This is a genomic window from Pluralibacter gergoviae ATCC 33028 = NBRC 105706, from assembly GCF_001598855.1.
In the GTDB taxonomy this organism is placed as follows: Bacteria; Pseudomonadota; Gammaproteobacteria; order Enterobacterales; family Enterobacteriaceae; genus Pluralibacter; species Pluralibacter gergoviae.
On sequence record NZ_BCZS01000007.1, the window covers coordinates 71,668 to 95,377 of the forward strand.

Genomic DNA, 23,710 nt, shown 5'->3' on the forward strand with positions numbered 1-23,710 from the left:
TATTACTTACCTTAAGCTTGTCAGATTATTTTATTCCCGGCCACAGGCGATTTTTAAAATATCCTCCGCGGTTAATGACAGGAAATATTTATATAACGGAATATTAACAAATTGAACTAAACATGCGCCTTCAGCAAGAGCTATCCGAGAAAGACTTGTGCAGGATCGGCGAGTTGATTTATCAGCGAGCGGGTATTGTTGTTAACAAGCAAAAGCACGGAATGGTTTATAACAGGCTCTCCCGCCGCCTGCGGGAATTAAAAATTGAGAGTTTCGGGCGCTATATCCAACTGCTCGAGTCAAATCCCAACAGTCCGGAGTGGCAGTGTTTTATTAACGCCCTGACAACAAATTTGACCTCTTTTTTTCGGGAAGCCTATCACTTCCCCATTCTGGCTGAACACGCCAGGAGCCGGCCTGTTAACTACAGCGTATGGTGTGCCGCCGCCTCAACCGGCGAAGAGCCCTGCTCCATTGCCATCACGCTGAACGACGCGCTGGGCCCGGCGCTGGCCGGTCCGAGAGTATGGGCAACGGACATCGACACTGACGTCTTAGCAAAGGCCAGAAGTGGGATTTACCGGCTCTCTGATATCGCAGGATTATCACAGCGCCAGAAGCAAACCTACTTCATGCGCGGCACCGGCGAGCAGCGCGAGCGGGTGCGGGTAAAGCGAGAACTGCTGTCATCCATTCACTATCAGCAGCTCAATTTGCTGAATAGTGAATGGGACATTCCGGCACCTTTCGACGCAATATTCTGCCGTAATGTCATGATTTACTTTGATAAAAATACGCAGCAACGGCTTTTAAAACGCTTTGCAAAACTGTTGAAACCCAACGGCATCCTGTTTGCCGGCCACTCTGAACATTTCGGGAACACTCACGGCGCTTTTCAATTGCGCGGTCAGTCGGTGTATTACCTGACACAGGAGAAGTGATGAGTAAGATAAAAGTGCTCTGCATTGACGACTCCGCTCTGATTCGCAGCATCATGACCGATATCGTTAACGGTCAGCCGGATATGGAAATGGTCGCTACCGCGCCCGATCCGCTCATTGGCCGGGATCTGATTAAGCGCTTTAATCCCGATGTGCTGACCCTGGACGTAGAGATGCCGCGTATGGACGGCCTGGATTTTCTTGAGCGCCTGATGCGCCTGCGCCCGATGCCGGTGGTGATGATCTCTTCCCTGACCCAGCGCGGCTCAGAAATCACCCTCCACGCCCTGGAGCTGGGGGCGGTGGACTTCGTTAATAAACCGCATATGGCGCTCAAAGAAGGCATGCTGCAATACGCCGAGCTGATTGTGGAGAAAATTCACATCGCTTCCAGGGCCTGTATTCACCGCCTGACGCGCGAACCCTCTGCGGTGATCCCCCTGAGCGGCCCGCGGGTGAGCAGTGAAAAAATCATTGCTATCGGCGCATCGACCGGCGGCACCGAAGCCCTGCGGCAGACGCTGCTGCCGCTGCCGCCCTCAAGCCCCGGCATTGTGATAACCCAGCATATGCCGCCGGGATTCACCCACTCTTTTGCCCAGCGCCTCGACGGCCTGTGCCGGATTTCGGTCAAAGAGGCCGAAGACGGCGAACGCGTGCTGCCGGGCCATGCCTATATCGCGCCGGGCAATCGCCATATGGAGCTGGTGCGCAGCGGGGCCAACTATCACGTCAGGATAAGCGATGGCGAACCGGTTAACCGCCACCGCCCCTCTGTGGATGTTCTTTTTCGTTCGGTGGCCACATCAGCCGGTAAGAACGCCGTTGGCGTGATTCTGACCGGCATGGGCAGCGACGGCGCGAAAGGGCTGCTGGAGATGCACAACGCCGGGGCGCATACCCTTGCCCAGAGTGAAAAAAGCTGCGTGGTGTTCGGCATGCCGCGCGAGGCGATTGCCCTTAACCCGGACATTGAAGTGGTCGACCTGTGCGATATGAGCCAGCAAATGCTCAACAGCGTCGTCGGGCAGGCTCGCCGAATTTAATCTCGTTTTTAAACATGATGCGCCCCGCCGGGAGCGCTTTTACAGGATAGAACTATGGCAGATACAAACTTACGTTTCCTGGTCGTTGATGACTTCGCCACCATGCGCCGGATCGTACGCAATCTTCTTCAGGATCTGGGCTACAAAAACATCGAAGAGGCCGAGGACGGCCAGGATGCCCTGGCCCGCCTGCGCAGCGACCGCGCCGACTTCGTCATCAGCGACTGGAATATGCCCAATATGGACGGTCTGCAGCTGCTGTGCGAAATGCGCAAGGACGACAACCTGAAAACGGTCCCCGTGCTGATGGTCACCGCCGAAGCGAAAAAAGAGAACATTATTGCCGCCGCCCAGGCGGGGGCAAACGGCTATGTGGTGAAGCCCTTCACCGCCGCCATTCTGGAAGAAAAACTCAACAAAATATTCGAAAAGTTAGGGTGGTAGCGATGAACGTAACGCAACACCAGGAGTCCAGTCAGAACTTCAAAGATATCTTCTCCAAAGTGGGCCAGCTCACGCGCCTGCTGCGCGACAGCATCGCCAATCTCGGTCTTGACCGCGCCATTATGGACGTCGCCGAGGCGATCCCGGATACCCGGGCCCGCCTCAACTACGTGGTCGGCAAGACCTCAGAGGCCGCCGAGTGTGCGCTGACCTGCGTGGAGAACGCCCGTCCGCTGCAGGACCAGCTGAGCGCCCGGGCCAGCGGCCTGAGCCAGCGCTGGGACGCCTGGTTTGCCGATCCGGTGGCGCTTGCCGACGCGAAAGCGCTGGTCAGCGACACCCGCCGCTTCCTCGGCGATACGCCGGAGCTGGCCGGGAAAACCAATAAGCAGCTGATGGAAATCATGATGGCCCAGGATTTCCAGGATCTCACCGGCCAGGTTATCCAGCATCTGATGGTGCTGATTGAGAATATCGAGCGCGAACTGGTGCAGGTCCTGCTGGAGAACATGCCGGAAATGCTGCCGGAATACGCCGACAGGAAGCCGGAAAGCCTGAAGAATGGTCCGCAGGTCAACCAAAACGTCTCCGGGATCATGGCCTCGCAGGACCAGGTTGACGACCTGCTGGAAACGCTCGGGTTTTAACCCGGCCGCCGCCGGTGAGGCGATTTCACCGCGGCCCCGGGCGTATCCCTCGCCCCCTACTTTCGCGTTGTTAAAAGATGTCTGAAGAGAGTGATGTAGAAAAAACGGAAGACCCCACGCCCCACAGGCGGCAGAAAGCCCGCGAAGAAGGTCAGATCCCGCGTTCCAAAGAGCTTACCTCCCTACTGATGCTGCTGGTGGGCTGGCTGCTGCTGATCGCCGGCGGCGAAAACATGGCCGAACGCCTGATGATGCTGCTGCACGATGGGCTGACCTTCGACAATCTGCTGGCGCGCGACGTGACCTTTTCGACCATCCGCGCGGGCGAACTGCTGTCGATGGCGATGGTCACCGTGCTGCCGATGCTGGGCGGGCTGTTTCTGACGGCGCTGGTGTCCCCGGCGTGCCTCGGCGGGTTAAGCCTCAGCGGCAAATCGCTGAAGGTAGATCTTACGCGGCTTAATCCGCTCTCGGGCATAAAGCGCATGATCTCGATGCAGATGGTCTCCGAGCTGTTCAAGAGCCTGCTCAAGGTTGTGCTGGTCGGTGCCGCCAGCACCTTTTATCTGTTCAGCAGCAAGGCGCACATGATCCAGCTTATCTACGAGCCGCTGCCCGATGCCATCAAAGACAGCGGGGCAATGATCTCCCGCTGCATGCTGATCGTCATTCTGACCCTGCTGCCGCTGGTCGGCTACGACGTTTTTTATCAGTTGATGAGTCATCTGAAAAAGCTGCGCATGAGCCGCCAGGAGATCCGCGATGAACACAAGCAGCACGAGGGCGATCCTCACGTTAAGGGACGCATCAGACAGCTGCAGCGGGCGGCGGCGCAGCAGCGCATGATGGCCGATATTCCGCGCGCGGACGTTATCGTCAATAACCCGACGCACTACTCCATCGCCCTGAGCTATCAGGAGGGCGGTAATCGCGCGCCGGTGATGCTGGCCAAAGGCGCCGGCGACATTGCCCTGCGCATCCGGGAAGAGGCGGCAAAACACCGCATTCCGATGCTGGAGGCACCGCCCCTTGCCCGCGCGCTCTATCGCCACTGCGAGATTGGGCAGGAGATCCCAACCGCGCTTTACGCCGCCGTGGCCGAAGTGCTTGCCTGGGTTTACGGCATGCGCAACTGGCGTAAAGGCAAAGGCGTACTGCCGAAAAAACCCCAACATTTACCCGTGCCGCCGGCACTGGATTTTGCACAAGAGAGTCAAGAGTGATGGCAAATTTAGCCGCCAAATTACGTTTACCCGGATTAAAGCAGACCCAGTGGCAGGTCATGGCAGGCCCGGCGCTTATCATGGCAATTCTGGCGATGATGATCCTGCCGCTGCCCTCCTTCGTGCTGGATATGCTGTTTACCTTTAACATCGTCCTGTCGCTGATGATCCTGATGGTGGCGATGTTTACCCAGAACACGCTGGAGTTCTCCGCCTTTCCGACGGTGCTGCTGTTTTCGACGCTGCTGCGCCTGGCGCTCAACGTCGCCTCGACGCGCATCATCCTGATGCACGGCCACACCGGCGAAGGCGCCGCGGGCAAGGTGATCGACGCCTTCGGCCACTTTCTGGTCGGCGGCAACTTTGCCATCGGTATCGTGGTATTTACCATCCTTATCATCATCAACTTTATGGTTATCACCAAGGGCGCGGGGCGTATCGCCGAAGTCGGCGCCCGCTTCGTGCTGGACGGGATGCCGGGCAAGCAGATGGCGATCGACGCCGATCTGAATGCCGGACTGATCGGCGAGGAGGAAGCCAAGCGCCGCCGCAGCGAAGTTACCCAGGAAGCGGATTTTTACGGCTCGATGGACGGCGCCAGCAAGTTCGTGCGCGGCGACGCCATCGCCGGGATCCTGATCATGGTCATCAACGTCATCGGCGGCTTGATCATCGGTATTCTGCAGCACGATCTCAGCTTCGCCGAAGCCGGACAGACCTATACCCTGCTGACCATCGGCGACGGCCTGGTGGCGCAGATCCCGGCGTTGATCATCTCGACGGCGGCGGGCGTGATCGTCACCCGCGTCTCCACGGATCAGGACGTCGGCGAACAGATGACGGGCCAGCTGTTCAAAAATCCGCAGGTGATGCTGCTGGCCGCCGGGGTGGTTGGCCTGCTGGGGATGATCCCGGGGATGCCGAACTTCGTCTTTCTGCTGTTTACCGCCGGGCTGCTGGCGCTCGCCTGGTGGACGCGCGGCCGTCAGATGAAGGCTCCCGCCGACGCGGCGCTGGATAAAAAGGCGATGCAGATGGCGGAGGAGAAGGCGTCGCAGGTGGCGGAAGCCTCCTGGGCCGACGTGCAGCATGAGGACGTGCTCGGGCTGGAAGTCGGCTACCGCCTGATCCCGATGGTCGACAGCGAACAGAGCGGCCAGCTGCTGACCCGTATTCGCGGTATCCGCAAAAAGTTCGCCCAGGAGATGGGCTTCCTGCCGCCGGCGGTGCACATCCGCGACAACCTCGATCTGGCCCCGACCGAGTACCGCATTTTGCTTAAGGGTGTGGAAATTGGCCGCAGCGAGGCGCAGCCGGACCGCTGGCTGGCTATCGACCCCGGCTGCGCCGAGGGAGAGCTGGCGGGCGAGAAGACGCAGGACCCGGCCTTCGGCCTGCCCGCAGTGTGGATTGACGAAGTGCTGCGCGAGCGCGCCCAGACCCTGGGCTATACGGTGGTCGATCCCAGCTCGGTGGTGGCGACCCATCTTAACCACCTGATCGCCTCCCACACCGACGAGCTGTTTGGCCGTCAGGAAACCCGGATGCTGCTGGAGAGGCTGACCAAAGAGATGCCGAAGCTGGTAGAGGATCTGATCCCGGAAACGATCTCGCTCAACGTGTTTCATCAGGTGCTGCAAAATCTGCTGGCGGAGCGGATCTCGATCCGCGATATGCGCACCATTATTGACACCCTGGCGGAAAATATCGGCACCCAGAGCGATCCGGAAGCGCTGACCGCGCTGGTGCGGATCCGTCTGGGGCGGGCGATCACCCAGCAGTGGTTCCCCGGCAGCGGCGATATCGAAGCGATCGGCCTCGATCTTAATCTCGAGCGGCTGCTGATTCAGGCCACCCAGAGCGGCAGCGCGATTGAACCGGGCATTGCCGACGCCATTCTGCAGCAGACCGAAGAGGCGATTATGCAGCAGAGCGCCGCCGGCGCGCCGCTGGTGCTGCTGGTAAATCAGCCGCTGCGCTTTATGCTGTCGCGCTTTCTGCGCCGGGTTTATCCCCAGCTCGCCGTGCTGGCTAACCAGGAGATCGCCAGCAACCGGGTGGTGCGCTTCACCTATACCATCGGCGCGAAGTCGTGATGCCGCGCGCCCTGCTCAGCCTTGCGCTGCTGCTGCCCCTGGCGGCGACCGCCGCCGGCGGCAGCGTCACCGCCGCCTCGATGGGCGGCATCACTGGCGCGGGCGGCCAGACGCTGGTCAGCCGCGCGCTGGCACCCGCCCTGCCGCCCGGCGCCCGCCCCTACTCCCTGTCGTGGCGCATTCAGCTGCTGAGTAACCCGCCTGCGGGGCTGAACATCGCCCTGTGCGCGCCCGGCGGCTGCCTCCCGCTGCCCGGCCTTGCGGGCCGAATGTCGTTGAGCGGCGCTCCGGCGCTCGCCGCGCCGCTACACTTTACCTACCGCGTCGCGCGCCCCGGACGCATCGTTCCGGCGCTCAACGTCGTGCAGAATCAGCTGACCATTAATTACCGGCAGTAGTGGTTATGAGCCTATCCCAGTAGGCGTAAATGTCGCAGCCAGTTTAGTTCCGACCAGCGCGGAGAAACCGGAGCGTACTGGAGTACGTGAGGATTATTCGCTGCGCTCACCCTTTGGGCCGCCCTGAAGGGCGTTCAAAATCCTGCGGATTTTGTTCGAGCACTGCCCGGGGCTAAATAGTCCTAATGGGATAGGTTCTAAATTGCGGTGGAATAATCAGGCATGCGAAGGCCGTTTTCAGACAGTGAAAACGGCCTCTGCGAATATTAGTGGCGAACGGAGGTAAACTGGCGGGCATAGGCTTCACTGCATTTTTTCCCATTGTGCAGCGAGGACATGTCTTTTCTCAGGAACTGAAGACGCTGCCTGAGCGCTTGCTCTATTTCATCTTCATTGCTCAGCAATGACTTAAACAGCGAAATCAGCCGCTCTTCATCCTGCGCCATCATCTCTGCAGGTGAATTCTCAATGATATCGGAGACCGCGGTGACGTACTGCTCGGCCAGGGGGATAAACGCATCCCAGTTTCCCTGCCGGGCCAGCGTCAGGAGGTCCGCATTCAGGCGGTAAATATGTTCATAATCTGCTGTCGAAAGTTTAGCCATAGTGAGCCTGTATTTTTCTCGGTTCAATCTCTTTCCACGTGGTGGCGAGGTTCGTTAATATTTCGCTTACCGACGTCAGCCCGGCGGGATTATTCTCCCGGTTGGCCTGCAGCAGCGCGCGGGACATATAGTCATACAGTCGCTCCAGATCGCGGGTGATCTCCTGTCCCTTCTCATGATCGAGGGCGCTGCGCAGCCCGTTTTCAATAATATTGATGGCCCGGGAGATCATCTCCCCGCGCCGGGCAATATTGCCGCTTTCAAAATAGATGCCGGCGCGCAGCACCGCATTCAGCGCCCCGTCATAGAGCATTGAAATAAGCTGATGCGGCGTCGCGCCGGCCAGCTGACTCTCCAGATCAACGCGGGCGTAGGCCCCGGTCCCCTGTTTTGCGTACACGGTGTCTCCATTTATTATCAGGCGGAGTTGCCTCCGCCGCTGTCAGTGTGTGGCTACGTCAGAGCGAAGCCAGCATTGAGGTGAGCTGGTTGCCGAGGTTCGTCAGCTTGGACTGCGTGGCATCCAGGTTCTGGAACTGAACGCGGTAGCGCTCGACCTGAGCATCGATCAGCTTCTGGGTCTTGTCGATCTGGGCGTCCATCAGCTTGACCTGCGCGTTAAGATCGTCGGTCGCCATCTCAATGATGCTGTCATCTTTCTTTTTCGATGAGTCATCGGGATCGCCGATGTAGCGCGTGACGATATCGTTGAGGCTGGAGGCCATGCCGGTATCGCCGTTGCTGCCCACGAACATATTCTTGATGGCGTCCGGGTTATCCGCGATGGCCTTATCCAGCTTGCTTTCGTCAAGGGTCATATTGCCCGTCGCGGCGTCCACCTTGATGCCGAGATCGGCCAGCGCAGAGATATCCGCATCGCCCGAGCCGTAGGTGCCGTTAACCGCATCGCGGATCTCGGAGACCATCCCGCGCAGGGTCGAGTCGCCCATCAGAATGCCGCTCTGGCCGCTTGGCGTCGCCACCTGATCGTCAGCCAGGCCGGAGGTGTCGTTTTTAACGTATTTGCTGGCGGCGGAGGTGAGCTTGGTCAGAGCGTTGTACTTGTCAACGAAGTCCTTCACCGCGTCCTTGACGGCGGAGGTGTCCGGCGTCAGGGTCAGCTGCTCTGATTGATCATCTTTAGAGACGTTCTTCAGGTCGAGGGTTACGCCGGTAATGATGTCGTTAATGTCGTTCGAGGAGCGGGTGTAGTCGCTGCCGTCGACGGTGAGCTTGGCGTCTTTGGCCTCGGTCACCAGCTCCATCGCGTCGCCGTTATCGTCGGCGCCGCCCGGATTGCCGCCTTTGGAGGTATTGAGGACCGCCCCCAGCTTGTCGTCTCCGGAGACGCTGACCGACATCTTGCCGTCGCTGCCGGTGGTCTTCGAGTTAAGCACCAGCTGATAGCCGTCGTCGGTGCGCTGCACCGTAGCGTTAACGTTGCCGTCCGCCTTGTTGATGGCTTTGGCGATCTGCGACAGGGAGGTTTCGTCATCTTTCAGTTCGACGGTGGTGGTTTTGCCGTCGCCGGTGGTGATGGTGACTTTGCGGGTGCCGCCGTTGGCCTGACCCAGTTGGTCGTCGGCGCTGGGAAAGCCCTTGGTCTTAATTTTGTGCGCGCTGGCCAGCTGGTGTACGGTCACCGAGTGGGTATCCGCCGTGGCGCCGCTGCCCGCCGTGGCGGTAAAGGCGTCGTTTTTACTGACCGTCATCTTGCTGAAGGCGTCGCCCTTGAGCTTTTTAATGCAGGCCTGCAGGTCGGACATGGCGCTGGAGATCTGCCCCCAGGCGGAGATCTTGCCGCTGTAGGTGCTCTTTTTAAGGGTGTAGGGCTGCAGGCGCATCTGCTCGCCCGCCTTTAACTGTTCGAGCATCCCGGCGGTATCAATCCCGGACCCGATACCTAAAGATGAAATTCCCATCGTGTACTCCTGTGCTTAATTAACTCAATCTAAGGAACGTCACATAGATATCGGTTTGAATAGCGCAAAGTTTAATTTTTTGTCGCCACGACGGCAACGTTATGATGCGCAGAAATGCATTGTTCCGCACTTTTCAGCGCATCATTTTTCTATTTTTACAGAATGTGTCACCATACCAAAAACAATTCAAAGAATTGTCTGCAATAATGCGCGCAATTCATTTAATTGCGCTACCCGTACATTTTAAGACCTTTTTTAAGGTCGTTTCCGCCTATAAAGGCACGGCGCCGCCGCCCTGATTAAAACGCGCTCAGTCAGCGCGTTTTCGTTAAAAAATTTTTCAGTTATTTTTTCCGCCACCGATATTTAAATCATGCGAAACGAAACAGCGCATCACGTTATTATCTTTTTTAAATAGTAATTAATGTAATGAGGAACTACTAATGGCACAAGTCATTAATACCAACGCCCTGAGCCTGGTCGCACAGAATAACTTAAACAAATCTCAGGCATCCCTGGGTACCGCTATTCAGCGCCTCTCTTCCGGCCTGCGTATTAACAGCGCCAAGGACGATGCCGCCGGTCAGGCGATCAGCAACCGCTTCACCGCCAACATCAACGGCCTGAGCCAGGCGTCGCGCAACGCCAACGACGGTATCTCCATCGCCCAGACCACTGAAGGCGCGCTGAACGAGATCAACGACAACCTGCAGAATATCCGCCGCCTGACCACCCAGGCGCAGAACGGCACCAACTCCGATTCTGACCGTAAATCTATTCAGGACGAAATCGACGCGCGTCTGGACGAAATTAACCGCATCTCCGAGCAGACCGAATTTAACGGCGTGAAGGTACTGAGCAAGGATCAGTCCCTGAGCATCCAGGTCGGCGCCAACGACGGCCAGACCATTGATATTCAGCTGAATAAAATCGACTCCACCACGCTGGGTATGGACGATTTCAAAGTGGCGACAGGTATGACTGCTGAAGAACAGGCCGACGGTGCCAGCATTACAGTCAAAGATTCTGGCGGTGCGGACAAAGCCGGTACTGTGAGTCTTACCGATCTTAATGCTGCTGCAGACATTACAGCTGAAGCCGGTGCGAATGCGAAGCTGTATAAGTCGGATGACGGCAACTACTATGCCGTTGGTGACGATGGTGCCGTAAAAGTGGATCTAGGCTGGGATGATGCTAATAGCAAAGTAACCTATAAAGCCAATGGCGCCAAGCTGGACGATGCAACAAGAGCAGGTGCCGGCCTGGGCGAACCCTCGACGGCCAACCCTCTCGCTACCATCGACAAGGCGCTGGCGCAGGTGGATGAACTGCGCTCCGGCCTGGGTGCGGTACAGAACCGCTTTGACTCGGTGATCAGCAACCTGGACAGCACCGTTAACAACCTGTCCGAGTCCCGCTCCCGTATCCAGGACGCCGACTTCGCCTCTGAAGTGTCCAACATGAGCCGCGCCAACATCCTGCAGCAGGCGGGCGTAACCGTCCTCGGCCAGGCTAACCAGGTTCCGCAGAACGTACTGTCACTGCTGCGTTAATAAAGCACTGACTACGGGGTTCGTTATACCGAGCCTTGCCCCAGCCCCTCTCCGGCTGGGGCTTTTTTTTATTTGCTTTTCTCGCCCGTCAATTCATCCGCTTTTTTTATTTCTGCCGCCGCTGGCACAACGGCGGTTAATTTATTTCCCGACCGCGGAATGGCAGAATATATTCAGGCCCGGAAAAAAGTCCGCGCTTAATTTTTTTAATCAATACTGATGAATAATAATGGCAGATTTAACCGCAGTAGAAGGCTCGTTTGAATGGGCGATGCTCGAACTGAAAAATGGCAAGCGCGTCAGCCGCGAGGCGTGGAAAGACCGCAGCATGTATCTGGTGCTCAACCCCGGCGAACCGGGCCAGACGGTGAAGGACGGCGACTGGCGCGCCCTGGCCGGTGTGCCGGTGGATACAAAATTTGACTATCTGCCCAATATTGAGATCTGCAACGCGGAGGGAAATTTTGTGCCGTATCAGCCATCGCAGGTGGATATGGAGATGAAGGATTGGGGGGAGTTGGCGAGTGAACCTGGCAACACTAATTATATGTTGGTAGTTGATATTACTAACGGTCAATCTCTTGGAGAATATATTAGCTGCTGGGGATACTCCATAACAACTACAGGCAGCAAATGCACTATTATAGAAAATACCACACCAGCACAGTATCTCAGAGCGTTTCAATTTTGGACAGGAAATACCGGCCCTAATGCTTTGGTAATAGATTTTCCAAGCGACGAAAATACTATGAATTACTATTCAAAAATTTTATCTAAACCAGTCACGATCATGGTCGATGGTGTTTTTTATACTTTGCCTGTTGGTTCTGGCCCCACGACTAATAAGAGCTACAGTGTCAATTTCTATCCCATAGATGGATGCCCTGAGCTACACAAAAAATTCTTAACAAAAGATGAAATCCATCGTTTCTACTGCAAATGGGCCGATTAACACCTCCACGCTAAACCAAAAAGGGCGACATCCTCCGTCGCCCGCACAACCCGTCAGCAAACCCATCCTCGCCACACCGCCCGGCGGCGCTGCGCTTGCCGGGCCTACAAAATCGCACCCCGCCGCATTACGTGAAATGTAGGCCGGTGCAAGCGCAGCGCCGCCCGGCATAAAGGCGGCACTATCGCCTCATGCCTGCTTCACCCCTACCGCTCAAACTCATGCTGCGGCTCCTCGTCCGCCAGGCGCTGGACGATATCCATCTCCTCGCTGTTGAGCAGCTTCTCGATATCCACCAGGATAATCATCCGCTCGTCGAGAGTGCCCAGACCCAGCAGATACTTGCTGGAGAGCAGGGTCGAGAAGTCCGGGGCGGGCTTGATCTGCTCCGCCGTCAGGGACATCACGTCCGATACGCCGTCGACCACGATCCCCACCACCCGGTCCTTGAGGCTGAGGACGATGGTTACCGTGTTGTCATCAATCTCCGCCGACGCCAGGCGGAACTTCACCCGCAGGTCGAGGATCGGCACGATCACGCCGCGCAGGTTGGTTACGCCGGCAATAAAGTCCGGGGTATTGGCAATGTGGGTGACGCGGTCGTAGCCGCGGATCTCCTGCACCTTGAGGATCTCAATGCCGTACTCTTCGCTGCCGAGGGTAAAGATCAGATATTCGCTACCCACGTTTTTATCACCAAAATTTTTATCCGTGCCTGTCGTACTCATACCAATACCTTGCTTAGCCCCAGTAGTTAGCGCCTTTCGGCCAGTTCGTTATTTTTGCTTAGCGTAAACAGCGCCACGATATCGAGGATCAGCGCCACGCTGCCGTCCCCGAGAATGGTGGCGGCGGAGATGCCGGGCACCTTGCGGTAGTTCAGCTCCAGGTTCTTGACCACTACCTGATGCTGGCCGATAAGCTGGTCTACCAGCAGGGCGTAGCGGCAGCCCGCGCTCTGCAGGATCACGGCGATGCCGTCGGTGGGAGCTGCGGCGTCGCCGTCGATGCCGAAGATATGCTGCAGGTTGAGCAGAGGCAGATACTCGCCGCGCACCTGGAGCATCACTTCCCCGCCCGCCATGTTGTAGAGCGCGTTCTCCTGCGGCTGCAGCGACTCCATGACGGTGCCCAGCGGCAGGACGTAGATTTCGCTGCCGACGCGGACCGACATGCCGTCGAGTATGGCCAGCGTCAGCGGCAGAACGATGCGTACGGTGGTGCCGTTATTCGGCTCGGAGTGCAGTTCGACGTGGCCGCCCATGGCGAGGATGTTGCGCCGCACCACGTCCATGCCCACGCCGCGCCCGGAGACGTCGGTGACCTGCTCCGCGGTCGAGAAGCCGGCGGCAAAGATCAGCATCCAGACCTCTTCGTCGCTCCAGTTTTCGTTGATGGCGATGCCCTGGGCGGCGGCGCGGGCGAGGATCTTCTCGCGGTTCAGCCCGGCGCCGTCGTCGATCACTTCAATGACGATGCTGCCGCCGTGGTGCTCGGCGGAGAGGATCAGATTCCCCTGGGCCGATTTGCCTTTGGCAACGCGCTGCGCCTTCTCCTCGATGCCGTGATCGAGGCTGTTGCGCACCAGGTGGGTCAGCGGATCGATAATGCGCTCAATCAGGCTCTTATCCAGTTCGGTGGAGCCGCCCTGCAGCGTCAGCTCGACCTCTTTACCGAGCTTCTGCCCAAGATCGTGGACCAGGCGCGGGAAACGGCTGAAGACGTACTCCATCGGCATCATGCGGATCGACATTACCGACTCCTGCAGATCGCGGGCGTTGCGCTCCATCTGGGCGATACTGGCGATCAGGGTGTCGTACTGCGCCGGGTCGAGGGATTCGGAGAGCTGGGAGAGCATCGCCTGAGTGATGATCAGCTCGCCGACCAGGTTGATGATGGTATCCACCTTTTCGACCGCCACGCGCAGGCTGCCGGTTTCGGCGGCCTGCGCGCGCACGGCGGGCTTAGCCCGGGCGGCGAGCGGACCGTCGTGGTGCGCGCTCTCTTTGTCCGCCGCCTCCGGCGCGGCCGATGCCAGCGGCGCGCTGGCGGGCGCGATAGTTATCTGATCGGCCTCAAGGACGAAGCAGAGCACCGCCAGAATATCGTCGGCACAAGAGGTGGTCAGCAGCTGGACGTGCAGCGTGTCGCCGTCGCTGCTCTGCTCAAGCACTTCGCCCAGATGGCCCAGTTCGTCGAGCAGCGCGGCGCGATCCTTTTCAGCAACGCCCCTGAGCGCCACGTGCAGCGAGGTACTCGCATCGCCGCCGGGGGCCGGGGCCGCCGCGGTTGTCGCGGGCTCCGGCTGCGGCGCGGGCGCCTCATGGCCCTGCTTCGCCTCCAGGGCGATTTTGCGCAGCGCCTCGCAGATATAGCGGAATGTCTCCTCGTCGGGCTTTTCGGACGATTTATACGCATCCAGCTGATCTTGCATAATGTCTTTACTCTCCAGGAACAGATTAATGATGTCGCTGGTCAGCAGCAGCTCGCCGCGACGGGCATCATCCAGCAGGTTCTCAAGGATGTGCGTGGTTTCTTGCAGCACGGTGAACCCGAAGGTGCCCGCCCCGCCTTTGATCGAGTGGGCGGCGCGAAAAATCGCATTCAGCCGCTCTTTGTCGGGCGACCGGCAATCGAGCGCCAGGAGATGGCTCTCCATATCAGCCATCAGCTCATCGGCTTCATCAAAAAAGGTTTGATAAAAATCACTGATGTCCATGCGTTACCCTCTGGTTGTAGAACCGCTCTCCGCCCCGGCCGGGGGCGTCGCTTTGCCGGAAATCGTGCTCATCGCCTTCAGCCCGGACTGAATTTTTTCGCTGGACGGCGTGTCCGCGGCGTTCTGCAGCACGTTGTCCTCGCTCATGATGGTCTTCTCTTTGCTTTTGCTGAGCACCAGCACGCTGATGCGTCGGTTGAGCGGATCGTCGGGCTTGATGTTCTCCAGATGGAGCATGTTGGCCGTACCGATCACGCGCAGGAATTTGTTATCCGCAAGCCCGCTGGCAACCAGCATCCGCCGCGTAGCGTTGGCGCGATCGGAGGAGAGCTCCCAGTTGCTGTAGCCCAGCTCGCCGTTGGCGTAGGGGAGCGAGTCCGTGTGGCCGGTGAGATTAATGCGGTTGGGCACGCTGTTGAGCACCGGCACCAGCGCCTGGAGAATGCCGCGCATATAGGGCTCGGGATCTTTGCTGCCGATCTTAAACATCGGCCGATCCTGGCTGTCGATAATCTGGATCAGCAGGCCGTCTTCCGTCAGGGAGAGCCGGAGGTTGGACTGGAAGTTGCTCAGACGCGGATCGTTGTGGATCAGGCTCTCCAGCTCTTCGTGGGCGCGCTTGAGGTGGCGGATATTTTTCTGCTTATCGAGTTCATCAATCTTCTTCTTGAACTCTTCGCCCTCTTTGCGCAGCAGATCTTCACCGCCGCCGGGGATCGGGCTGCTGCTGAGGCTGGCCTTATTGCCTCTCGACATCGCCACCCGCAGCGGCATCTTGAAATAATCGGCGATCTGCTCGCGCTGCAGCGGCGTCGAGGTCGACAGCAGCCACATAACGAGGAAGAAGGCCATCATCGCCGTCATAAAGTCGGCATAGGCAATCTTCCACGAGCCGCCGTGGTGGCCGTGCTTGTGGCTTTTTCGTTTACGAACGATAAAAACAGGTTCGTTTTTTTTACTCATGAAGGCGTATCCATTTTACTGGTGGACATGCTTTTCACCTGGCGAACGTGCTCTTCCAGTTCGAGGAAGGTTGGCCGCTCGGTGGAGTAGAGCGTCTTGCGCCCGAACTCAACCGCAATCTGCGGCGCATAGCCGTTCATGCTGGACAGCAGCGTGACCTTGATGCACTGCAGCATCTTGATCTCTTCACTGCTTTTCTGCCGCAGCAGCGTGGCCAGCGGCAGGATAAAGCCGTAGGCGAGCAGGATGCCGAGGAAGGTGCCGACCATCGCGTGGGCAATCAGCTCGCCGAGTTCGGCCGCCGGGCGGTCGGCCGCCGCCAGGGCGTTCACCACGCCCATGACCGCCGCCACGATGCCGAACGCGGGCAGCGCGTCGCCGGTGGTGTTCAGGCTGCTGGCGGGCACCTCGTGCTCCTGTTCGGTGGTTTCGATATCCTCATCCATCAGCGCCTCCATCTCGAAGGCGTTCATGCTGCCGCTGATCAGCAGGCGCATATAGTCAACGATGAAGTTCATCAGGGTGGCGTCGGCAAGCAGGCGGGGATAGGCGGAGAAGATAGGGCTGTTCTGCGGATCCTCAATGTCGCCTTCCAGGGTCATCAGGCCGTGCTGACGCCCTTTCGCCAGCATCAGGTACATCATCGCCATCAGATCCATGTAGAGCGCTTTGGTGTAGCGCGTACCCTTAAGCATGTGCGGCAATGCCTTCATGGTCGCTTTAATCGCTTTACCGTTATTACCGACGATAAACGCCCCCAGCCCGGCACCGCCGATAATCAATAATTCTGTCGGTTGAAAAAGCGCACCCAGCTGCCCTCCGGATATGGAATAGCCACCGAAAACGCAAATCATAACAACCAGATAACCGATAATGACTAACACAAAAAATTCCTCAGAAATGAATAAGCCGCAGCTCCGCCGGTAATAAGCAGATATGAAAAATGCACCTCAATAAATCGCAGCACGGACAGGGAATATCACCGATATTCCCCGTCAACCGAATCACGCTTACATATGCATTTCAGCAGGCATGTTCGCTATTTTATTTTTCTTAATGGCCCGTGAAGGTGGGGAGCACAGGCTACAGGTGAAGGCGCTTCGGGAGTGTTCGCTGGTGACCACGAAGCTTCCGCCACAGATGCAGCACTCCGTCTGCTCAATAATGCCGCAGTCGATAAAACGCAGCAGCGTCCATGCACGCGTCAGGCCCAGCACCGGCGCCTCGCCCTCGTAAACAGGGCACTGTTCCAGATAAAGGCGATAGGCCTTAATTGTCGCCTCAATAGGTCGGCTTGATTCCGTTCTCTGCAAATAGAGGTAAATGTTGTAAAACATGGATGCGTGGATATTGCGTTCCCAGGCCATAAACCAGTCTTCTGAAAACGGCAGCATACCTTTCGGCGGCGGACAGCCGCGCAGCTCTTTATAAAGACGTAGAAGGCGTCTGCGGCTCAGATTGGTCGTGCTTTCCAGCATCTGCATACGTGCGCCAAAATTAATCAAATCCATGGCAATTTGAACTTCCCTGACTTCCTGGAGAATGCTTTTCTCGGTCATAATCATAAAGTCCAGTAATGCGTCATGTAGGATCAACTCGTTGCTCTGAGAGCGAGTTAAGTAAATCGGTAGATAAAATAATGCCCGTGTGAATTTGCTGAAGGGCTTCGATTCTGGAGTCTTTCGTCAAGTTATCGATGACAATTTCGCTATCTACGCGTAACCGACAAATGAGCTGATTCGTCGATGCCAGCTTAATGAGCTGCGGTAAAGAGAGGTCTTTAATTGTATCAATAGTTGCTTCACTCAGTCCCAGGCGAAACCCTGCGGCAAATTTATCTTCACGAATAAGCTGCTGCGCCAGTAGAAGATAGGACAAATTGATGTCGTGAATTCTCTGAAGTTGATCGTCAACGTTTCCAATAGTCATTTTATTTTTACCAAGCCACGAGGCTACAGCCCCAAGGATAAATTAAGTTTCTGAACAAAAAACATCAAAAATATTAGCTTCAGGTATAAAAATAAAGGTGACACAGCTGCTATTTTGCATATCTGCGCTGTAAATCCCATCACAGACAACAATGAATAAACGTTGCGCAACAGAATTACAATTTTGTGATGAGGTTCATAATTGAAGCAGTAGTTAATAATGAAACTCAATTACCTTCATAGTAAACATATAAACTGTCTTTGCGGTAATAGTCACACACCTTACTAATTTTCAACTCTCCAGCTATTCTTCATGATGATGAACATCCCTGGTCGAAAAATATAATAGCACCGCAAAAAGTAATATTTTTAAGTATTGGATTATTATTCAATCATTATTGCATCAATGATGCTGCTAGCGTTTCTCACCCGCGACATCAAGCCGTGCCCGCAAACGCTTTATTGCCAGGCTATGTAGCTGGCTGACGCGCGTTTCAGTGATCCCGAGCAGGACGCCAATCTCCTTCATGTTCAGCTCCTGCTGATAGTAGAGACTCAGTAAAAGTTGTTCTCTTTCAGGCAGAAACTTGATCTCCTGGCCAATTTTCTGCACCAGCTTGCCGCGCATCAGCTCATTCAGTGGATTATTGTTTTCGCTTTGCTGATCAACGATTTGTACATTGTCAGCAAACTCCTCTTGCAACTCATCCAGTGAATAGACCTGACTGTTGTTGGTATCCAGCAGCATCTGCTGGTAGTCATGTAACGAAACGCCTAACATTTCTGCAACGCTTGCCTCGCTTGCAGGAGCCCCACCCTCCTGCTCAATCTTCCTGATTGCGGCAGATATTTCCCGGGAATTACTGCGCACGCGGCGCGGCACCCAGTCATACTCCCGTAGCTCATCAATCATGGCCCAGCGAATACGCTGAGTAACGTATGCGCCCAACCCAACGCCCTTCTTTGGATCAAACTGGTCAATCGCTCCCAACAGGCCGATAGTCCCGGCCTGAATGAGATCGTCAAGCTCAACGCTTGCAGGGAGTTTGACCTGAAGGCGCAGCGCTTCATTACGAACAATATGACGATACTTTGTCCATAGCTCGTCCTTTTGTATTACTCCATCTTGGGTATAAATACCGTTCACAGTCACACTACCTAATCAGATAATATGCAGCACATTATGTGAGAGTATTCTGAAATCAAATAGCCTGAAAAAGGCTCACGATCTCTACCAATCTCCATCTTAAAGATGCTAATTCCATGTAAAAATATTTCTACGGCTATTCCGCGAAGACTTTACAATCGCTGATTAAATAAAACGCAATCGCATGCCCTGAAAGCGTCAATCGCTGAATATGATTATTTCATTCCTGCCCGAAGGCAATGCGATCATTAATGTAAAATGTATCAACGATGTATCACTATGTGGTTAAATTAATGCGCATATTAATTGCGATTAATGTTAAATCACTTCAGATAATTAAAAATATTCAGATTTTGCATGCTCTGAAAAACCTTCGCCGAGCTCTCAAGAGCGAAGTCGGCCATCTGATAGCGGGTGATCATGGTAGTGATGGTATCGGGATCGGAGCCGACCGTTTGCTGCAGTCGGGACTCGACGTTGATGCGATCGGTGGCCGAACTCATCGACAGTCCGTCAATATGCTGCAGGCTGGTGCCCACTTCGGCCTGCACTCTGCCGAGGTTATCAATGCCTTTTTTGATGCTCACATTGCTCTGGTCGAGTACGCTTTTCAGCGCTTCGCGGTCGGCATCGCTGGACACCGGCTTATTCAGCGCAGCAATCGCATTATCGAGGGCTTTAAATAGATCGTCAGAAGACCCGCTCATAAAGACATCGCTGCCGGTGTGGCCAACCTGCATTTCGGTGCTGTCGGCAACCTTTTGCGTCATCGGCGTATCGCCGCCCGCGTAGCTGCCGTCTTTATTAAAGGGCGCCGTACCGGTTTTATAGCCTGAGAAAATATAGCGGCCGTTGCTGTTTTTGGTATTCGCCAGATCCAGCAGGTTATCGCGAATACCCTGAAGTTCGGTTGCCAGCGCCTGGCGGTCGGCATCGGATAATGCCTGGTTACCACCCTGAACAATTTTCTCGCTCAGGTTTTTCGTCAGCAGATTACCTATCGAGCTCAGCGTATTATCTTCCAGCTCAAGGGCATCTTTGGCATATCCCTGGGCGGTATCATATTCGCTCATGGTAGACAGCGTATTTTGATAGGCAATCGCCTGCGACGCACCGGCAGGATTATCCGAGGGACGTAATAATGAACGCTGGGCGGAAAGGCAGGTGCCCACGTCGTTCTTCGCTTTCATCGCGTTAGAAAGGCTATCAATATTATTTTGAAACATGTAATAGGAGGTAAGACGCATAATGCTTTCTTTCCTTATGGGTAAAAAATTAAACGGGTCGCGGAGCCTGATGGGCCGGGCCGTTAGCGCAGCCCGAGCGGTTATTGCAGGCTTAATATCGTGTCAAAAATATCCGTCGCCGTTTTAAGTACCTGGGCATTAGCCTGATAGTACTGGGTAAACATTTGCAGATTGATCATCTCTTCATTTAAATCAACGCCGGAGACCGACTGCTGCTGCTGGGCGGCGGCATTGTAAGATTTACCGGTGGTCGTCATATCCGCCTTCAGGGAACCCATTGACGACCCGACGGAACTTACCAGGCTCGCGTAGGCTTCGGAGAGCGTACCGTTATTGATCACTTTGGCATCTTTAATGGCGATCAGCGCCTTGATGTTTTCGTTATTGCTTTCATCCGTCGGATCGGAAGAGCTGGATGCCGCAATACCGTCGCCGTTCTCGATAGCCACCCCGAGCTTACCCGCCGCGCCGTCTGCCGGATTCAGGCTGAAGGAGTCACCCGGCTGGGGAGTTCCCTGCGGCGAAATCGAAATGCCGTCAAACTGCAGCAGTTCGCCATTGTCGCCTACCGTCGGCGTGATGGTGCGCCCGTCGGCGGTTTTGACCTCCCAGTCACTCTGGCCCGGACCTTTGTAGGTGATCGTGTAATCCTGGGCGACAACCTTGCTGATATCGGTAAAGCTGACGTTGAGGCTGCCGTCTCCGGCGTTGTTGCGATTTGCCTGCGCAGCCGGATTGGCGACGGAGAAGAGATCGCCTCCCTGTTTGCCGCTCAGGTCGTAGCCTGCGGCGTTAACCTCGTTGAACTTGTTCGCCATCTGCAGCGCCAGCTGGTTGAGCTGGTTTCTGGCCTCAACCAGATCTTCATTGCGGAATTTGAACAGGCCCGCCAGCTGACCTTTGGTTACCTTCGACTCATCCAGCGCCATCTTATTGCCGGAGGCGTCCACGTAGGAGACAACGGTTTTTGCCGGATCGTCAGGCGAGGTCGATGCCTCCAGGGAGTAGGCGCGGTCGCCGCTGACCAGCGGCATCCCGTTGGACATGGTGACTTCAACCTGGCCGGTCTTTTCGTTCTCGTTGACCTTGACGCCGACCAGTTCACTCAGCTGACCGAGTACCTGATCGCGCTGATCCATCAGATCCGACGGCAGCGTGCCGGTCTGGGCATAGATCTTATTAATCTGGGTGTTGATGTCCGCCAGCTGTTTAGTGCAGGAGTTAATATCCTCAACACTCTGGGTAATCTGGGTGTTGGTGCTTTTTTCCAGACCGTCCAGCGTGTTGCTGTTGGTGTTGTACTGATAGCTGATGGCCTTAAGCTGGGAGTAAACCTCCTGGCGCGCCGCCGGGTTAACCGGATCGCTGCTCATTTTCTCCATTGCGCTGAAGATGTTGCTCAGCGAAACGGAGATGTTGGAGGTATCGTCACCCAGCATATCGTCTATCTGGCTGAACTGCTGATAGCGGGCGCCGAGGGCAGCGTAGTCAGAGGTGACGTTACGCATCTGATTACTGACAAAACCGTCATAGGCGCGCTCAACGCCGTCGGTTTTAACGCCGTAGCCGAAGTAGCCCACCCCGGTGGTGCGGCCGCCCGCTTCGCCGAGGATCAGATTCTGGCGGCTGTAGCCTGGGGTGAAGGCATTGTTGATATTGTTGCCGACGACATTTAAGGATAATTGCGCGGAACTAAGCCCACTCTGGGCTAAATACAAGAGATTCATGGCTCACCAATAATTTCTTAACACTGCGTGAAAGCGCTATCATTCGCGCCGCACAGGAAAGTTTGTTATCTAATCTATCGGTTGAATGAGAATTAACTGAAATATATTTTCTAAAATAATGAAGCGATGTCCGATTTATAGCTACTTAACCCTTTATCAACCACGTTTTTCACCTGATCAATAATTTTAATCAGTTTATTTGCGTAGCGCGGATCGGTGGCATAGCCGCCATTTTGCAGGGCGCGGGCAGCATGTTCAGGCGTCGGAGAGTGAACTACATTTTTATAACGCGGATTACATTTTAATAACGAAGTATAGTCTGCCAGCGCCGCCGAATAAGAGGGATATACCCGGAAGGCGGCTTTAACCTTTTTCCTGACGCCGTCAATATACTCCGTGGTGGTCACCATCGTGGACTCCCCTTTCCAGTCGGGCGTCGCTTTGATGCCAAAGAGATTATGCGTTGCTTTCCCGGCCGGCGTTCTTATCTCCCGGTTCCCCCATCCGGACTCCAGCGCCGCCTGGGCAACGATAAGCTGGTGCGGAATACCGCTTTCCCTGGCCGCGGAAATGGCGGGCCCGAGCAGGCGGGAAATAAAGTCGTGATGGTTGGCGCCCGCCGGGATTGGCGGCGCCTCCGGCGTTCCCGCGTCGGCAAGATTGCGCATCGGGATATGTTGCCAGGTTTTTTGCTGACCCGGGGAGAGTTGATAGGGCGCGACGCCCGCCCCCTGAGTCGGTACCGGCGGCGCAACCTCCCCGCCGAACTGCCTGACCATCATATCGGCAAACCCCAGCTTGCCCTGAGCAGCGATATCCTGGGCTATCTGCTGATCGTACATGGAGGTAAACATATCCGACGACTGGCTGTGCATCAGGTCATCCTTGATCGACGCATCGCGCATGCTTTTCAGCATCATCTGGACAAAGATGCCCTCTATCTGCTTCGCGGCGGCCCGCAGCCCCACCGCTGAGTTCGTGCGCGCCTCCTTTTTCAGGGCGTCGAGGCTGTTAACCTCAAACGCCGCGCCGGAAATGAGCGGTTTCGCATTCATCAGTTAATCTCCAGTTTCGCCCGCAGGCAGCCCGCGCTCTTCATGGACTGCAAAATCGCCATCAGATCGTTAGGCGTGGCCCCGAGGCTGTTAAGCGCCCGCACGACCTGATTGAGATCGGCGCTGGTGGACACTTTTTGTAGCGATCCGCCACGATCCTGCACCGAGATCTGCGTATCCGGCGTGACGACCGTCTGACCGCCCGCCAGCGGTGTATCCGGCTGACTAACCCGGCTGCTTCTTGAGACCTCAACCGCCAGGGAGCCCTGGGCCACAGCGCAGGAGTCCAGCATCACGTGCCGGTTCATCACCACCGACCCGGTACGGGCGTTGACGATCACTTTGGCATCCATCACCTGAACGCGCACCGGCAAATCGAGAATGCGCGACAGGAAGCGCACGCGCGACGCGCTGTCCGTAGGGGCATAGAGCTTGATGGTGCGGGCGTCCTCTGCGGTCGCCGCGCCGCCGCTGAAGTGGCTGTTAATGGCATCGCTGATAGACTGGGCAGCCGTAAAATCATCCTGATGCAGCTGCAGCGTAATAGTGTTGCGCGTCGCAAAATCGATCGGCACCTCGCGCTCAACGGTGGCCCCGTCGCTGATGCGGGCGCCGTTCAGCTGATTGACCTGAACGCGGCTGCCGCCGCTCTGCGCGCCCGCCCCGGACACCAGCAAATTGCCTTGCGCGAGCGCATAAATCTGGTTATCCACGCCCTTAAGAGGGGTCATCAGCAGCGTCCCGCCGCGCAGACTTTTGGCATTGCCAAGTGAAGAGACGACCACATCAATTTTCTCTCCGCTGCGGGCAAACGGCGGCAGCTCCGCCGTGACCATCACGGCGGCAATATTTTTAAGCTGCATGTTCACCCCGGCAGGCACCGTGATCCCCAGTTGCGACAACATGTTGTTGAGGCTTTGGGTGGTAAACGGCGTTTGCATCGTCTGATCGCCCGTGCCGTCGAGGCCAACCACCAGGCCATAGCCCATCAGAGAGTTACTGCGCACGCCCTGTACCGAAACCATATCGCGAATGCGCTCTGCGCGAGCCCCGGCGGGCATCAGGATAACGATGCCAACCACCAGCAGACTCAGGGT

23 protein-coding genes are annotated in these 23,710 nt (G+C 56.3%); 9 read left to right on the forward strand and 14 right to left on the reverse strand.

Annotation, left to right across the window (positions count from 1 at the left end):
- Positions 1-122 precede the first annotated feature (122 nt).
- The 7 genes from ENGE1_RS09395 to ENGE1_RS09425 all read left to right on the forward strand — a co-directional run bounded on the left by ENGE1_RS09395 (position 123) and on the right by ENGE1_RS09425 (position 6,795).
- Positions 123-941: a CheR family methyltransferase gene (locus tag ENGE1_RS09395; RefSeq protein WP_043081929.1), complete on the forward strand. Its 819-nt coding sequence runs from the start codon at positions 123-125 to the stop codon at positions 939-941.
- Positions 941-1,987: a protein-glutamate methylesterase/protein-glutamine glutaminase gene (locus ENGE1_RS09400; protein ID WP_043081928.1), complete on the forward strand. Its 1,047-nt coding sequence runs from the start codon at positions 941-943 to the stop codon at positions 1,985-1,987. Before ENGE1_RS09395 ends, ENGE1_RS09400 begins: the two co-directional genes overlap by 1 nt.
- Positions 1,988-2,041: 54 nt before the next feature.
- Complete coding sequence (gene cheY, locus ENGE1_RS09405) at positions 2,042-2,431, forward strand: chemotaxis response regulator CheY (RefSeq protein ID WP_043081927.1); 390 nt, start codon at positions 2,042-2,044, stop codon at positions 2,429-2,431.
- Between the two features lie 2 nt (positions 2,432-2,433).
- Complete coding sequence (gene cheZ, locus ENGE1_RS09410; protein WP_043081926.1) at positions 2,434-3,078, forward strand: protein phosphatase CheZ; 645 nt, start codon at positions 2,434-2,436, stop codon at positions 3,076-3,078.
- Positions 3,079-3,155: 77 nt separating this feature from the next.
- Positions 3,156-4,301, forward strand: a complete 1,146-nt coding sequence (gene flhB, locus ENGE1_RS09415) for a flagellar biosynthesis protein FlhB (RefSeq protein WP_043081924.1) — start codon at positions 3,156-3,158, stop codon at positions 4,299-4,301.
- Entirely contained in the window at positions 4,301-6,397 is a 2,097-nt protein-coding gene (gene flhA / locus ENGE1_RS09420) for a flagellar biosynthesis protein FlhA (RefSeq protein ID WP_043081922.1), read from the forward strand. Before flhB ends, flhA begins: the two co-directional genes overlap by 1 nt.
- Positions 6,397-6,795, forward strand: coding sequence for a flagellar protein FlhE (locus tag ENGE1_RS09425; protein WP_048253454.1), 399 nt, complete (start codon positions 6,397-6,399; stop codon positions 6,793-6,795). The genes flhA and ENGE1_RS09425 overlap by 1 nt, the downstream gene beginning before the upstream one ends.
- Positions 6,796-7,061: 266 nt before the next feature.
- On the opposite strand, the gene ENGE1_RS09430 is transcribed toward ENGE1_RS09425, so the two are convergent.
- The 3 genes from ENGE1_RS09430 to fliD are packed head-to-tail and all read right to left on the reverse strand — an operon-like array spanning position 7,062 to position 9,322.
- Positions 7,062-7,400, reverse strand: coding sequence for a flagellar protein FliT (locus ENGE1_RS09430; protein WP_230677240.1), 339 nt, complete (start codon positions 7,398-7,400; stop codon positions 7,062-7,064).
- Positions 7,393-7,800, reverse strand: coding sequence for a flagellar export chaperone FliS (gene fliS / locus ENGE1_RS09435; protein ID WP_043081920.1), 408 nt, complete (start codon positions 7,798-7,800; stop codon positions 7,393-7,395). Before fliS ends, ENGE1_RS09430 begins: the two co-directional genes overlap by 8 nt.
- Positions 7,801-7,858: 58 nt before the next feature.
- Positions 7,859-9,322, reverse strand: a complete 1,464-nt coding sequence (fliD, locus tag ENGE1_RS09440) for a flagellar filament capping protein FliD (RefSeq protein ID WP_043081919.1) — start codon at positions 9,320-9,322, stop codon at positions 7,859-7,861.
- A gap of 443 nt (positions 9,323-9,765) precedes the next feature.
- Here fliD and ENGE1_RS09445 point away from each other — a divergent pair, with 443 nt between their 5' ends.
- Together ENGE1_RS09445 and ENGE1_RS09450 are read left to right on the forward strand one after the other, a co-directional pair.
- Positions 9,766-10,875 carry a FliC/FljB family flagellin gene (locus ENGE1_RS09445; RefSeq protein ID WP_043081918.1) on the forward strand — a complete coding sequence of 370 codons (1,110 nt, stop codon included), beginning with the start codon at positions 9,766-9,768 and terminating at the stop codon, positions 10,873-10,875.
- 229 nt (positions 10,876-11,104) lie between these two features.
- Positions 11,105-11,827, forward strand: a complete 723-nt coding sequence (locus ENGE1_RS09450) for a DUF2829 domain-containing protein (RefSeq protein ID WP_048253455.1) — start codon at positions 11,105-11,107, stop codon at positions 11,825-11,827.
- A gap of 206 nt (positions 11,828-12,033) precedes the next feature.
- Here the strand turns inward: ENGE1_RS09450 and ENGE1_RS09455 are convergent, their stop codons facing one another.
- From ENGE1_RS09455 to ENGE1_RS09505, 11 genes are all read right to left on the reverse strand, one after another.
- Positions 12,034-12,555, reverse strand: a complete 522-nt coding sequence (locus tag ENGE1_RS09455) for a chemotaxis protein CheW (RefSeq protein WP_043081915.1) — start codon at positions 12,553-12,555, stop codon at positions 12,034-12,036.
- Positions 12,556-12,581: 26 nt separating this feature from the next.
- The gene (gene cheA / locus ENGE1_RS09460) at positions 12,582-14,546 is read right to left on the reverse strand and encodes a chemotaxis protein CheA (protein WP_048253456.1); all 1,965 of its coding nucleotides are present in this window, start codon (positions 14,544-14,546) and stop codon (positions 12,582-12,584) included.
- Positions 14,547-14,549: 3 nt separating this feature from the next.
- Positions 14,550-15,509, reverse strand: a complete 960-nt coding sequence (motB, locus tag ENGE1_RS09465; protein ID WP_071883318.1) for a flagellar motor protein MotB — start codon at positions 15,507-15,509, stop codon at positions 14,550-14,552.
- Positions 15,506-16,393: a flagellar motor stator protein MotA gene (gene motA, locus ENGE1_RS09470; protein WP_043081913.1), complete on the reverse strand. Its 888-nt coding sequence runs from the start codon at positions 16,391-16,393 to the stop codon at positions 15,506-15,508. The genes motB and motA overlap by 4 nt, the downstream gene beginning before the upstream one ends.
- Positions 16,394-16,519: 126 nt before the next feature.
- Positions 16,520-17,068 carry a flagellar transcriptional regulator FlhC gene (gene flhC, locus ENGE1_RS09475; RefSeq protein ID WP_043086400.1) on the reverse strand — a complete coding sequence of 183 codons (549 nt, stop codon included), beginning with the start codon at positions 17,066-17,068 and terminating at the stop codon, positions 16,520-16,522.
- 22 nt (positions 17,069-17,090) lie between these two features.
- Complete coding sequence (flhD, locus tag ENGE1_RS09480) at positions 17,091-17,438, reverse strand: flagellar transcriptional regulator FlhD (protein ID WP_234450324.1); 348 nt, start codon at positions 17,436-17,438, stop codon at positions 17,091-17,093.
- Between the two features lie 414 nt (positions 17,439-17,852).
- Positions 17,853-18,584, reverse strand: coding sequence for an RNA polymerase sigma factor FliA (locus ENGE1_RS09485; protein WP_043086398.1), 732 nt, complete (start codon positions 18,582-18,584; stop codon positions 17,853-17,855).
- Between the two features lie 323 nt (positions 18,585-18,907).
- A complete protein-coding gene (flgL, locus tag ENGE1_RS09490; RefSeq protein ID WP_048253457.1) occupies positions 18,908-19,831 on the reverse strand; it encodes a flagellar hook-associated protein FlgL in 924 nt (307 codons plus the stop codon).
- Positions 19,832-19,911: 80 nt separating this feature from the next.
- A complete protein-coding gene (gene flgK, locus ENGE1_RS09495; RefSeq protein ID WP_064360610.1) occupies positions 19,912-21,558 on the reverse strand; it encodes a flagellar hook-associated protein FlgK in 1,647 nt (548 codons plus the stop codon).
- A 110-nt stretch (positions 21,559-21,668) separates the two neighbouring features.
- On the reverse strand, positions 21,669-22,613 hold the full coding sequence (flgJ, locus tag ENGE1_RS09500) for a flagellar assembly peptidoglycan hydrolase FlgJ (RefSeq protein WP_048253459.1): 945 nt from the start codon (positions 22,611-22,613) through the stop codon (positions 21,669-21,671).
- Positions 22,613-23,674 carry a flagellar basal body P-ring protein FlgI gene (locus ENGE1_RS09505; RefSeq protein ID WP_234450332.1) on the reverse strand — a complete coding sequence of 354 codons (1,062 nt, stop codon included), beginning with the start codon at positions 23,672-23,674 and terminating at the stop codon, positions 22,613-22,615. The genes flgJ and ENGE1_RS09505 overlap by 1 nt, the downstream gene beginning before the upstream one ends.
- Positions 23,675-23,710: the final 36 nt, after the last annotated feature.